Raw genomic sequence first — 12426 nt, forward strand, 5'->3', positions numbered from 1 at the left:
TCATGCTGGAAATCAAGAACGTACACAAAACCTTCTTTGCGGGCACCGTCAACGAGCGGGTGGCGCTGCAGGAGATCAACCTAACGCTCGGCGAGGGCGAGTTCGTCACCGTCATCGGCAGCAACGGTGCCGGCAAGTCGACCATCCTGAACATCACTTCCGGCAAGCTGCGCCCGGATACCGGCAGCGTCGTGATCGACGGGCAGGACGTCACCCGGCTGGCCGACTTCCAGCGGGCCAAGTACATTGGCCGGGTCTTCCAGGACCCGATGGCCGGCACCTCGCCGGAAATGACCATCGAGCAGAACATGGCTATTGCCTTTGAGCGAGGCAAGCGGCGCGGCCTGGCTCCGGGGGTGACCCGGAAGAAGCGGGACTTCTTCCGGGAGGAGCTCAAGTCCCTGGAACTGGGACTGGAAAACCGGCTCAAGGCCAAGGTGGGCCTGCTCTCCGGCGGGCAGCGTCAGGCGCTGTCCCTGCTGATGGCCACCTTCAGCAGCCCGAACATCCTGCTGCTGGACGAACACACGGCCGCGCTGGATCCGCAGCGCGCCGCACTGGTCAGCCGGCTGACGGCCGAGGTGGTCCAGCGCCACCACCTGACCACGCTGATGGTCACGCACAACATGGAACAGGCGCTGCAGCTGGGCACGCGGCTGATCATGATGCACGAGGGCCGGATCATCCTGGACCTGGACCAGGCGCAGAAGAGCCGGATGACGGTGCCGGACCTGCTGCATGAATTCGAGAAGATCAAGGGCGCCGCGGTGGACGACCGCACCATGCTCCAGTAGTTCCCTTGAGGTCCCGGGCGCCGCTGGGCAAACCGTGCCGCTGCCGCCATGATGGAGGCAGGCGCGGCCGGTGCGGCGCCCGGGAAGGGAAGACGATGGCGTTGGACGTCGGAATGGAACTGCTGGACCAGCTGGCCTGGCACTGGGACCATCAGGCGCGGCCGCGGCTGGACGGGCTGACGGATGCGGAATACTTCTGGGAACCGGCCGAAGGCTGCTGGAATGTCCGGCACCGCGGCACCAGCCATGCGCCCATGGCCGTAGGGTCCGGGGCCTTCACCATCGACTTCGCCCGGCCGGAGCCCTCACCGGCCCCGGTGACAACCATTGCCTGGCGGCTCGGGCATCTCCTGGTCGGCGTTCTCGGGGCCCGCAATGCCGCGCACTTCGGCGCTCCGCCGGTCACCTACCAGGAATTCGACTACCCGGGCACCGCCGACGGCGCCCTGGACCTGCTGGACGAATACTACGCCCGGTGGATCCGGGGCGTCCGCTCACTGGGAGGTGCGGGACTGGACCGGGCCTGCGGGCCGGCCGAAGGTCCCTACTCCGAGCGGACGATGGCGGCGCTGGTCCTGCACATCAACCGGGAAATGATCCACCATTTGGCCGAAGTGGCGCTGTTGCGCGACCTGTTTGCGCACCGGCAGTAGGCCCTTGTCCAGTAACGGACCAGTAACGACGTGCTCATTATTATTCGGATCACCGGGGGACACGTCGGAGTTTGGAGCCCGAAATGGATTTGATGAGCAACTTCTGGAATTTCTTCTGGACCATGTTCTGGATCTTCGCTTTTGTTGCGTACCTGTTCGTTCTGTTCGGCATCATCGGCGATCTGTTCCGTGACCGCGGCACCAACGGCTGGCTCAAAGCCGTCTGGATGGTCTTCCTGATCTTCCTGCCGTTCCTGACCGCCCTCGTGTACCTGATCGCCCGCGGCCGCGGGATGGCGGAACGGCAGGCGGAGGCCGCGAGGCAGGCCCAGGAGGCTGCCGACAGCTACATCAGGGGAGTTGCCGGGTCCAGCGGTGCGGAGGAAATTGCCAAGGCCAATGCCCTGCGCGAGTCCGGAGCCATCACCCAGCAGGAATTCGAACTGCTCAAGGCGAGGGCTCTCGCGGGCCAGTCGGCAGCAGCGGACGCCGGCACGGTGCAGGATACGGGCCGGGCAGCGGGCATGGGTCCGGTCGGCAATGTCGGGATGGCTCCGGGATAACCTGGCCGAACCAGTACAGGAGCCCGGTCCCGCATTGCGGGGCCGGGCTCCTGCTTGTTCCGCAGCAGCCGGGGCGCCGGGAGCGGCCCGCGGTCTATTGACTGTGCGCAGGACCCGTGATTCGGCGCTCAAGCGTGGGCGTGGTGCGCACTCGGCGTGGGCTGGGGCAGCTGTGCTGGCTCAGCGGAACCGGGCCAGGTCCACGTACGCGGTGCTGGGCAGGGAGCCCGCGGCCCAGTCCGCGTGCGAGCGTTCGGTCGGAGCATGGCCGAAACCGTCGCTGCGGACGGCCCGGACGGTGCGGACGACGACGATGGTGATGATTGCCAGTGCCAGGAGGAGTTCCATACCGCCATAGTGCGCCCGCAGGAAGCGAAAAAAGAGTGGCAGAAAAGACTCTTTTAGGCAAAAAACTGCCATACTGGAACCATGTTGAAAAAGGTGGCGGTGGTAGTGCTCCCGGGGACCTCTCCGTTCGAATTCGGCGTGGTCTGCGAGGTCTTCGGCATCGACCGCTCGGACCGCGGGACCGGGGTTCCAGCCTTCGACTTCACCGTATGTACGCCGCAGCCGGGAGTCATCGGGACCAAGACGGGATTTACCATCAACGTTGCCCGCGGCCTCGACGCGGCGGACGAAGCCGACCTGGTGGTGGTCGCCCCCTACACGGATTCGGACCCGCTGCCGCCCAGCGTCGTGCACGCCCTGCGGCGGGCCCATGCCCGCGGCGCCTGGGTGATGTCCGTCTGTTCCGGCGCGTTCGTGCTGGCCGAGGCCGGACTGCTGGACGGCCGGCGCGCCACCACGCACTGGCAGTACTCCCGCCGGCTGGCCGAGGAATACCCGCTCGTGGAGGTGGACGAGAACGTCCTTTACGTCCAGGACGGCAAAATCATCACCAGCGCCGGCACCGCCGCGGGCATTGATGCCTGCCTGCATCTGGTGCGGACCGAGCTCGGCGCATCGGTGGCGACGGCGATTGCCCGGGACATGGTGGTGCCACCGCACCGCGACGGCGGGCAGGCGCAGTACATCGACCGGCCGATGTCCCTGGCCGGCTGCGACACGCTCAAGGACCTGTTGGTCTGGCTGAGCGAAAACCTCGGCCAGGAGGTCAGCGTCGCGGAACTGGCCAACCGGGTGCACATGTCCGGACGCACCTTTGCCCGGCGCTTCCGGGCCGAGACCGGGGCGACGCCGGCCGCGTGGCTGAACTCGCAGCGGGTGCTCCGGGCCCAGGAGTTGCTGGAGGAATCAGATCTGGGGATCGAGGAGATTGCGCGGGCCTGCGGCTTCGGCCAGGCCGTGCTGCTGCGGCACCATTTCACCAAGGCGCTGGGGGTCAGCCCGGCAGCGTACCGGCGCACCTTCCGGGGGGCAGCGCACGCGGACTCGCTGCAGCCGGCCTGACCCCGGGACGGACCGGCAGGCGCCGGCAGAAGCAGCACAGACAAAGCAGAAGGTCCGGAGCCTTGCGGCCCCGGACCTTCTGCGTTCCTGTGTGCCCTCGATAGGATTCGAACCTACGGCCTTCTGCTCCGGAGGCAGACGCTCTATCCCCTGAGCTACGAGGGCGTGGCTCCGACCGGTGCAGGTTTCCGCGAGGGAAGCCGTGCACTGATCTTCAGGACTCATAGAGCTTATCAGGTCAGCGGCCGTGACACGAAAACGGGAGACACGAAGCAGGAAACCCAGTGCCCGATTGTTTCAATAACCCAGGAAGGCGTCGGTCCGGATGCTCCTGGCTCCGGCCCGGCGCAGTTCCCGCCGGGTGGCGGCGACGAACCCGGGCGACCCGGAGACATAGACGGCACGCCGGGCCAGGTCCGGTACTGCTGCACGCAGTTGTTCGGCAGTGAGCGGTCCCCGGTGGTGCCGCCAGCCGTGCGGCAGCCCGGGTGCGTCGGGCGAGAACACCGTGACCGGCACCTCCAGCCCGGCCAATTCGTCCCGGTAGGCCACGTCGTCCGCTCCGCGGACTGCGTAGACCAGCCGGATGTCCCGGTCCGGACCGCCGCCCTGGCTGCGCAGCTGGCTGATGAAGGGCGTCAGGCCGATGCCTCCGGCCACCAGCAGGACCGGCCGGGACGGGTCCGCCGGCAGGACGAAATCCCCGGCGACATGCGTGGCGTCCAGACGTTGTCCCGGCTGCAGCTGCAGCAGTCCGCGTTTGAAGCTACTGGACGGTTCGGCCAGGCGCAGACCGAAAGTCAGCTCGGGGTCCCCGGGGGCCGACGTCATGCTGAAGACCCGCCGCGGACCGCGCGAGTCAGGGTTCGGGTGCGGCAGGTTCAGTTCCATGTACTGGCCCGGGCGGAAGGATACCTGCCGGACCGGTACGAAGCTGAACTCCTCGCTGGTATCCGTCAGCCTCCGCCTGCCGGTGAAGGTCAGCAGAATCCGTCCGCGCTGGCCGGCGAGGAAGGCCAGCGTATTGCCGGCGAGCAAAGCCAGCTCGGGCGCGTTGAAGAGCGGCCCGGCCTGGAACGGCACGAACGCCAGCAGTGCGACGACGGCGGCGCACGCCAGCTGCTGCCAGCGCCGCGGCGGCAGCGTCAGCGGTTCGCTGAGCATAAAGCCGGCCAGGAAAACCACCGGATAGGACGCCACGGAAGTCCACACTGCGTCGGCCGGGCCCGTGCCGGCCGCGGTCAGCCGGATGCTGATGACCGCGACGCTGACCAGGACGGCCACCGCGCCGAGGGCCAGCTTGCGGCTGCGGTAGAGCACCAGGAAGGCGCCGAGCGCCACCACCGGCAGCAGCGCAGGGGTCGCTGCCCACCAGGTGGCCGCGTTGGCCGCCATTAAGGGCATGAACCCGCTGAGCTGGGCCACCAGGACGGCAGAGACCGCTGCCGGGTTGAATACGTGCCGGCCGCGTACCGCCAACAGGAACTTGCTGGCACTGGCTGCCACCCCGGCGAAGGCCAGGGACACGAGCATGCCGGGCTGGGCGTCAGGGAAGAACAGGAAGAACAGCAGCAGCGCGGTGATCACCGACGAATCCAGATGGGCGCGGACCTTGGCCAGCCGGGCGAACAGCCAGCCGCTGCCCAGCGTGGCCGCGAGCAGCACGGTAAGGCTGGCAGCCATGTCCCAGAGGGTGAAGAAGAAGGCGCCGAAGGCCGCCAGCACCAGCGACTCGGCCAGCAACGCCAGCAGTGCCAGGATCACCAACCGGTACATGGTGGTGCGGCCCAGGAAGGAATCAAGCCTGGCCTTCATACGAACAGTTCCCCTTTCAATGTTCCCCAGTACTCGGCACGCCCGTCGGAAAACATCCGCACGCAGGAAAAACCCGCCAGGCAGGATTCTGCCGCCAGCCGGGCGGGGGAGGCGAAGAACAGCCCGGTGGCCACGCCGTCGGCGACCAGGGTCGACTCGGCCACCGCCCAGGTGGCCGCCACGCTGTCCACCGGCACCCCGGTCCGGGCGTCGAGTACATGGTGCAGTCCCTCACCCCAGGCCCGGCGGTTGGCGGCGGAGGCACAGATGGCCTGGCCCTCCACCACCAGGCTGCCGATGGCGCGGGTCGCGTCGTAGGGATGTTCCAGTGCCACCTCCACCGGACCGCCTGCATCCACGAGCATGTCTCCGCCGGCATCCACGAGGCAGCGCGCGAATCCCCGGGCCCGCAGTACCCCGGCGACCAGGTCCACCAGCTGGCCCTTGCCGGCCGCGCCGACGTCGAGCAGCAGCGGCGCCGCGGTGGCCAGCTCCGGCCCGTTCCAGGCCAAGACGCCGTCCACATTGTCCCAGGCGGGCGCCGGCAGGGGATCGCCGGCGGGCGTCAGCGAATAACCGGCGTCGTAGCCCAGGCGTTCCAGCGAGCTGCCCACCAGTGGGGAGACCTGGCCGCCGGTGGCCCGGTGCAGGGCGGCATAGACCTCGGCCAGCCCGGCCGCGTGCGCCGGCAGCCGGTGGGATCCGGGCTGCCCGGCCAGCCGGGCCACCAGCGAATCCTCCCGGAACCGGGACCAGAGCAGGCTGTAGTCCTCGATGCAGGCTGCGACGGCGGCGCGGGCCGGCGCATCCAGCGGCTGGCCGGTGGCGATCGACCACCGGGTCCCGATGGCGTCGAAGGCGAATTCGTGGGCTAGAGCGGCCATGGCCGCTACCGGGAAGCCTCGGCCTTGATCTTCTCGACGGCATCCTTGAAGCCGCCGCTGGTCAGCGAGGAACCGGCGACCTTGGACACATTGAGCTCGTCCAGCTTCTTCCCGACCACCTGGCCCGCGATGCCGCTGGCGAACTCGCCCTGGAAGCGGCGCGTGTTGGGGTTCGAAGGGCGGGTCTGCGCCTGCACATCGGTCACGGTGCCGGACTGAAGTGTCATGGTGATGCCGATGGTTTCGGTCCCGCCGGGGGACTGGTACTGCCCGTCCGCCGAGTAGGTTCCGTCGGCGTAGCCCGAGGCGCCGCCGGAGGCCTGGGGCTGCTGTCCCTGCGCGGCCGGGGCGGTAGTGGCCGGTTCGGCGGCGGAACCGGCGCCGGTTCCGCCGGACGAACAGCCGGCGGCGCCGAGCAGGGCCACCCCTGCTGCGGCGGCGATGACGTAGTTTCCTGTCCTGGTCCTGGCGGCTTCCGTCACGGGCCTGGGCATAATCGGTACTCCTGCTGGTCGGGGGCGGTGGGTACTGCTCCACCATACGGTCCGGCAGTTGCGGAAAACCTGTGCTTTGCTGTGAACCGCCTGTTGGATCCGGCACATGCGGCCGGAGCCGGCACCCCTGGCCGGCGCCCCCTCCGGGGCGGAATCCGGACTTGGTGCTGGCATTTATGCTTAATGGGTGACTCCAGAAGAACTTTCCGCTGCCATTACCGTCTGCCTCCAGGAAGCCGTCGACGCCGGCGAATTCGCCATCGAGATGCCTGGCGAGGTCCGGGTGGAGCGGCCGAAGAGCCGAGAGCACGGGGACTGGGCCACGAATGTGGCGATGCAGCTGGGCAAGAAGGCCGGCATGAACCCCCGCCGGTTTGCCGAAATCCTCGGCGCCCGGCTGGAACAGATCGACGGCGTGGCCAAGGTGGAGATCGCCGGTCCCGGCTTCCTGAACATCACCGTCGACGCCGCCGCCGCCGGCTCGCTGGCCCGCACCATCGTCGAGGCCGGACCGGCCTACGGCACTAACGACGCCCTGGCCGGACACGTGGTCAACATGGAGTTCGTCTCGGCCAACCCCACCGGGCCGCTGCACATCGGCCACACCCGCTGGGCCGCGCTCGGGGACGCGATTGCCCGGGTGCTGCGCGCCAGCGGAGCGGAGGTCACCGCCGAGTACTACATCAACGACGCCGGCAACCAGATGAACAAGTTCGCCGAATCCGTGCTGGCCGCCATCCACGGCCGGCCGACGCCGGAAGGCGGCTACCCGGGCGCCTACATCGCGGACCTGGGCCGCGAGGTGCTCGCCGCGCACCCGGACATCAAGTCGCTCACCGACGCGGCGGCGCTGCCGGTGGTCCGCCACACCGCCTACGAGGCGCAGATGGAGGATATCCGCAAGACGCTGCACGAATTCGGCGTGCACTTCGATGTCTACTTCTCCGAACAGCAGCTGCACGGCAGCGGCGCCATCGGTGCCGCCGTCGAACGCCTGCGCGCGCAGGGCCACATCTTCGACGAGGACGGTGCGGTCTGGCTGCGCACCACCGACTTCGGCGACGATAAGGACCGGGTGCTCATCCGGGCCAACGGCGAACCCACCTACTTCGCCGCCGATGCCGCCTACTACCTGTCCAAGAAGGACCGCGGGTTCGTGGAGAAGATCTACCTGCTGGGTGCGGACCACCACGGCTACGTCAACCGGCTGAAGGCCATCGCCGCCTGCGCCGGGGACGATCCGGAAAGGAACATCCAGGTCCTGATCGGCCAGCTCATCTCGGTCAACGGTGCCCGGCTGTCCAAGCGCGCCGGCAACATTATCGAGCTGCGGGACCTGGTCGAATGGCTGGGCAAGGATGCCCTCCGCTACTCGCTGGCGCGTATTCCGGCGGATTCGCCGATGGCCATCGACCCGGAGGTGCTGAAGAAGAACAGCAACGACAATCCGGTCTTCTACGTCCAGTACGCCCACGCCCGCACCTGCGCGGTGGCACGCAACGCCGTCGCTGCCGGCGTGGACCGCAGTGCCTTCGACGCCTCCCTGCTGCAGCACCCGACCGAGAACGAACTGCTGGCCAAACTGGGCGGGTACCCCTCGGTGGTGGCCACCGCGGCGAAGTTCCGCGAACCGCACCGGATTGCCCGCCATTTGGAAGAGATCGCCGGGGCCTACCACCGCTGGTACGACTCCTGCCGGGTCACACCCATGGGCGAGGAACCGGTGGAAGACGTGAACCGCACCCGCCTGTGGCTCAACGACGCCACCACCCAGGTCCTGGCCAACGGCCTGGAACTGCTCGGCGTCAGCGCCCCGGAACGGATGTAGCATCATGGTTTCCACCTCTGCCCAGGCCTCCCCGCTGGCTCCGGCCTGGCTCAGCCGTCCCGACGACGTCAACGAACTGCGGCCACAGCTGTGGGCGCGCGATGTCCGTCGCTCGGCGGACGGCGAGCTGACCATCGGGGGCATCGGCGTCGCCGAGCTCAAGGCACAGTTCGGCACCCCGCTGTTCGTGCTCTCGGAGGCGGACTTCCGCGCCCGTGCCCGCGAATTCAAGGACTCCTTCGACGCGGCATTTGCCGATCTGTGCGGGGGAGTGGACGTCTACTATGCCGGCAAGTCCTTCCTCTGCACCGAGGTCGCCCGCTGGGTGGACCAGGAGGGCCTGCGCCTGGACACCTGCTCCGGCGGCGAACTCGCCGTGGCCGCCCGTGCCGGCCTGTCCGGGCAGAAGCTCGGGCTGCACGGCAACAACAAGTCCGACGCTGAGCTGAACCGCGCCCTGGACATGGGTCTGGGCCGGATCGTGGTGGACAGCCTGGACGAACTGTCCCGGCTGGCGGACCTGGCTGCCGCACGCGGAGACCGGGCCAACGTGATGCTGCGGCTGACCCCGGGTGTGCACGCGCACACACACGAATTCATCGCCACCGCCCATGAGGACCAGAAATTCGGCCTCTCCATGGCGGCCCCGGACCAGGGCACGGCCGGGGCCCAGGCCGAACGCTCGCCGGCCGCCGAGGCGGTGGCCCACGCGCTTGCCGCCCCGTCCATCAAGCTGCTGGGTCTGCACTGCCACATTGGTTCGCAGATCTTCGAGCCGGAAGGCTTCGCGCTCGCGGCGGAACGTCTGCTGGGCTTCCTGGCCGAAATCCGGCAGGAGCACGGCGTGGACCTGCCGGAACTGGACCTGGGCGGCGGCTACGGCATCGCCTACACCGAAGAGGACACCCCGCGTCCGCCGGCGGAGCTGGCCCGCGCGATGGCCGGCGTGGTCGGCGCGACCTGCGCACGCCTGGGCATCCCGGTCCCGCGGATCTCGATCGAGCCCGGCCGGGCCATCGTTGGCCCGACGACGTTCACGCTCTACGAGGCCGGGACCCGCAAGACGGTGAACGTGGACCGCGCCGACGGCGGCACCAGCCCGCGCCGCTACGTCTCCGTGGACGGCGGCATGAGCGACAACGCCCGTCCGGTGCTCTATGACGCGGACTATTCGGCCGTGCTGGCATCGCGTGTGACGGCGGCGGAACCGATTATTTCCCGCGTGGTTGGCAAACACTGCGAGAGCGGTGACATTGTGGTGCGGGATGTTTATCTGCCCGAGGACGTTTCCGCGGGGGACCTGCTCGCCGTACCGGCCACCGGCGCCTATTGCTGGGCCCTGTCCAGCAACTACAACTACGTGCCCCGGCCGCCCGTGGTTGCCGTCCGGGACGGCCAGGCGCGCCTGGTGGTCCGCGGCGAGACCGAGTCGGACCTGCTGGCCCGGGACTTGGGCTGATTTGGACCTGCGTCTAAGCGAGCGCCGAGGGTCCCACCGTGAGCTTGCGAACGGTGGGCAGGCGCGAAGTGGCGACGTGATATTTACTGATTGGAAGTTGGAGCGGCATGGACACGCTGAAAGTGGCACTCTTGGGTTGCGGCAACGTCGGTTCCCAGGTAGCCCGCATTCTGCTTGAGGACGCGGACGACCTCGCGGCCCGGGTGGGCGCGAAGCTGGAGCTGGCAGGAATCGCGGTGCGCAACGTCGACGCGCCCCGCGACGTTGAATTGCCGCGCGAGCTGTTCACCACCGATGCGGAGACGCTGGTGAAGGACAAGGACATCGTCATCGAACTGCTCGGCGGCATTGAGCCGGCCCGCAGCCTGATCCTGCGCGCGATCGACAGCGGTGCCACCGTCGTGACTGGCAACAAGGCGCTGATTGCCACCAACGGGCAGCAGCTCTACGCGAAGGCCCACGAGGCCGGGGTGCGCCTGGCCTACGAGGCTGCCGTGGCCGGCGCCATTCCGATCCTGCGCCCGATCCGCGAAAGCCTGTCCGGGGACCGGATCACCCGGGTGCTCGGCATCGTCAACGGCACCACCAACTACATCCTGGACCAGATGGATTCCACCGGCGCGCAGTTCGCCGACGCGCTGAAGGCCGCGCAGGACCTCGGGTACGCCGAGGCCGATCCGACGGCCGACATCGAGGGCCTGGACGCGGCGGCCAAGGGAGCGATCCTGGCCTCGCTGTCCTTCCACACCGATTTCAACCTGGACGACGTCTACTGCGAAGGCATCACCAAGGTCACCGCTGACGACATTGCCGCGGCGAAGGATGCGCAGCTGGTGATCAAGCTGCTGGCCATCGCCGAAAAGCTCATCGCCGAAGACGGGACCGAGGGCATCTCGGTCCGCGTGCATCCGACCCTCCTGCCGCGCACGCACCCGCTGGCCGCGGTGCACGGGGCGTTCAACGCCGTCTTCGTCGAGGCCGACAATGCCGGACAGCTGATGTTCTATGGCCAGGGTGCCGGCGGTGCCCCGACGGCGTCCGCGGTGCTGGGCGATGTGGTCAGCGCCGCGCGCGCGCTGGTGGCCGGCGGCCCGTGGCGGGTCGAGGCGACCAAGCGCCAGATTGCCGCGCTGCCGCTGAGCGCGGTGACCACCAGCTACTGCATCGGTCTCGACGTCGCGGACCAGCCCGGCGTGCTGGCCAAGATCGCGCAGATTTTCGCCACCCACGGTGTGTCCATCGAAACGATGCGCCAGACCATCCACACCGAGACCGCGGCAGCCGGGGAGAAGCCGGCCGCCGAACTGCGCATCGTCACCCACCGCGGCCCCGAGTCCGCGCTGGCGGCCACGGTGGCGGATATCCGGGCGCTCGACGTCGTCAATTCTGTTATTTCCGTCCTGCGAGTAGAAGGAGTCTAAGTGGCTCACCAATGGCGCGGTGTCATCCGCGAGTATGCCGACCGTCTGCCGGTTACCGAGCAGACCGAGATCATCACGCTGGGTGAAGGCGGCACACCGCTGGTCCACGCCAAGGCGCTCTCCGAGCTCACCGGCTCCACCGTCTACCTCAAGGTCGAGGGCATGAACCCCACCGGATCCTTCAAGGACCGCGGGATGACGATGGCGATGACCGCCGCCGTCGAAGCCGGCGCCAAGGCAGTGGTCTGCGCCTCGACCGGTAACACGTCCGCCTCGGCGGCCGCCTACGCCACCCAGGCCGGCCTCAAGTGCGCCGTGCTGGTGCCCACCGGCAAGATCGCCATGGGCAAGATGAGCCAGGCGATCGCGCACGGGGCCGAAATCATCCAGATCAACGGCAACTTCGACAACTGCCTCGAGGTGGCGCGCAAGCTGTCCGAAGCCTACCCGGTGTTCCTGGTCAATTCGGTGAATCCGGCGCGCATCCAGGGCCAGAAGACGGCGGCCTTCGAAACCGTGGACTTCCTGGGCGATGCTCCGGACATCCACGTACTGCCGGTGGGTAATGCCGGGAACATCACCGCGTATTGGAAGGGCTACCAGGAATACGCTGCCGAATACGTCTCCGCGACCGCGGGCACGCTGCCGGCCGTCTCCACCAAGACCCCGCAGATGTGGGGCTTCCAGGCCGCCGGCGCCGCCCCGCTGGTGCTCGGACATCCGGTTACCGAACCCGAGACCATTGCCACGGCGATCCGGATCGGCAATCCCGCTTCCTGGGACGGCGCCATCGCTGCCCGGGACGAGTCCGGCGGCCTGATCGATTTGGTGACCGACGGCGAAATCCTCGCCGCGCACCGCTGGCTCTCCGCCAAGGAGGGCGTCTTCGTCGAGCCCGGTTCGGCCGCAGGCGTGGCCGGATTGATCAAGAAGCACGCGGCCGGCGAAGTACCCGCGGGCAAGACGATCGTCATTACCGTCACCGGCCACGGGCTGAAGGATCCGCAGTGGGCTCTGCGCACCGAGGACGGGACCGAGGTTTCGCCGGTTAAGGTCGATTTCGACGTCGTCAGCGTGGCAGCAGCCCTCGGCCTGGAGTAGGGAA

The 12426-nt window shown here is 68.3% G+C and carries 12 protein-coding genes and 1 tRNA gene; 8 read left to right on the forward strand and 5 right to left on the reverse strand.

The window, feature by feature from the left end:
* Nucleotides 1-2 precede the first annotated feature (2 nt).
* The 3 genes from LVY72_RS18935 (at nt 3) to LVY72_RS18945 (ending at nt 2010) form a co-directional block, all read left to right on the forward strand.
* Complete coding sequence (locus LVY72_RS18935) at nt 3-794, forward strand: ABC transporter ATP-binding protein (RefSeq protein ID WP_237824875.1); 792 nt, start codon at nt 3-5, stop codon at nt 792-794.
* Between the two features lie 95 nt (nt 795-889).
* Nucleotides 890-1447: a DinB family protein gene (locus tag LVY72_RS18940; protein WP_237824877.1), complete on the forward strand. Its 558-nt coding sequence runs from the start codon at nt 890-892 to the stop codon at nt 1445-1447.
* An 83-nt stretch (nt 1448-1530) separates the two neighbouring features.
* Nucleotides 1531-2010, forward strand: coding sequence for an SHOCT domain-containing protein (locus LVY72_RS18945; protein WP_308190849.1), 480 nt, complete (start codon nt 1531-1533; stop codon nt 2008-2010).
* 180 nt (nt 2011-2190) lie between these two features.
* On the opposite strand, the gene LVY72_RS18950 is transcribed toward LVY72_RS18945, so the two are convergent.
* Nucleotides 2191-2358 carry a hypothetical protein gene (locus tag LVY72_RS18950; RefSeq protein WP_237824878.1) on the reverse strand — a complete coding sequence of 56 codons (168 nt, stop codon included), beginning with the start codon at nt 2356-2358 and terminating at the stop codon, nt 2191-2193.
* An 81-nt stretch (nt 2359-2439) separates the two neighbouring features.
* Here LVY72_RS18950 and LVY72_RS18955 point away from each other — a divergent pair, with 81 nt between their 5' ends.
* A complete protein-coding gene (locus LVY72_RS18955) occupies nt 2440-3420 on the forward strand; it encodes a GlxA family transcriptional regulator (protein WP_237824881.1) in 981 nt (326 codons plus the stop codon).
* A gap of 92 nt (nt 3421-3512) precedes the next feature.
* On the opposite strand, the gene LVY72_RS18960 is transcribed toward LVY72_RS18955, so the two are convergent.
* The 4 genes from LVY72_RS18960 to LVY72_RS18975 all read right to left on the reverse strand — a co-directional run bounded on the left by LVY72_RS18960 (nt 3513) and on the right by LVY72_RS18975 (nt 6613).
* A tRNA-Arg gene (locus LVY72_RS18960) sits at nt 3513-3585 on the reverse strand.
* Between the two features lie 132 nt (nt 3586-3717).
* Nucleotides 3718-5235: a ferredoxin--NADP reductase gene (locus LVY72_RS18965; RefSeq protein ID WP_237824883.1), complete on the reverse strand. Its 1518-nt coding sequence runs from the start codon at nt 5233-5235 to the stop codon at nt 3718-3720.
* Entirely contained in the window at nt 5232-6119 is an 888-nt protein-coding gene (locus tag LVY72_RS18970; protein WP_237824885.1) for an FAD:protein FMN transferase, read from the reverse strand. The genes LVY72_RS18965 and LVY72_RS18970 overlap by 4 nt, the downstream gene beginning before the upstream one ends.
* A 5-nt stretch (nt 6120-6124) precedes the next feature.
* Entirely contained in the window at nt 6125-6613 is a 489-nt protein-coding gene (locus LVY72_RS18975) for an FMN-binding protein (RefSeq protein ID WP_237824887.1), read from the reverse strand.
* Nucleotides 6614-6800: 187 nt separating this feature from the next.
* Between LVY72_RS18975 and argS the strand changes: the two genes are divergently transcribed.
* The 4 genes from argS to thrC all read left to right on the forward strand — a co-directional run bounded on the left by argS (nt 6801) and on the right by thrC (nt 12422).
* Complete coding sequence (argS, locus tag LVY72_RS18980) at nt 6801-8441, forward strand: arginine--tRNA ligase (protein WP_237824889.1); 1641 nt, start codon at nt 6801-6803, stop codon at nt 8439-8441.
* A gap of 4 nt (nt 8442-8445) precedes the next feature.
* The gene (gene lysA, locus LVY72_RS18985; RefSeq protein ID WP_237824898.1) at nt 8446-9900 is read left to right on the forward strand and encodes a diaminopimelate decarboxylase; all 1455 of its coding nucleotides are present in this window, start codon (nt 8446-8448) and stop codon (nt 9898-9900) included.
* Nucleotides 9901-10007: 107 nt separating this feature from the next.
* On the forward strand, nt 10008-11321 hold the full coding sequence (locus tag LVY72_RS18990) for a homoserine dehydrogenase (RefSeq protein WP_237824900.1): 1314 nt from the start codon (nt 10008-10010) through the stop codon (nt 11319-11321).
* Nucleotides 11322-12422, forward strand: a complete 1101-nt coding sequence (thrC, locus tag LVY72_RS18995; RefSeq protein WP_237824908.1) for a threonine synthase — start codon at nt 11322-11324, stop codon at nt 12420-12422.
* Nucleotides 12423-12426 lie beyond the last annotated feature (4 nt).

Source organism: Arthrobacter hankyongi (assembly GCF_022012395.1).
Classification (GTDB): domain Bacteria; phylum Actinomycetota; class Actinomycetes; order Actinomycetales; family Micrococcaceae; genus Crystallibacter; species Crystallibacter hankyongi.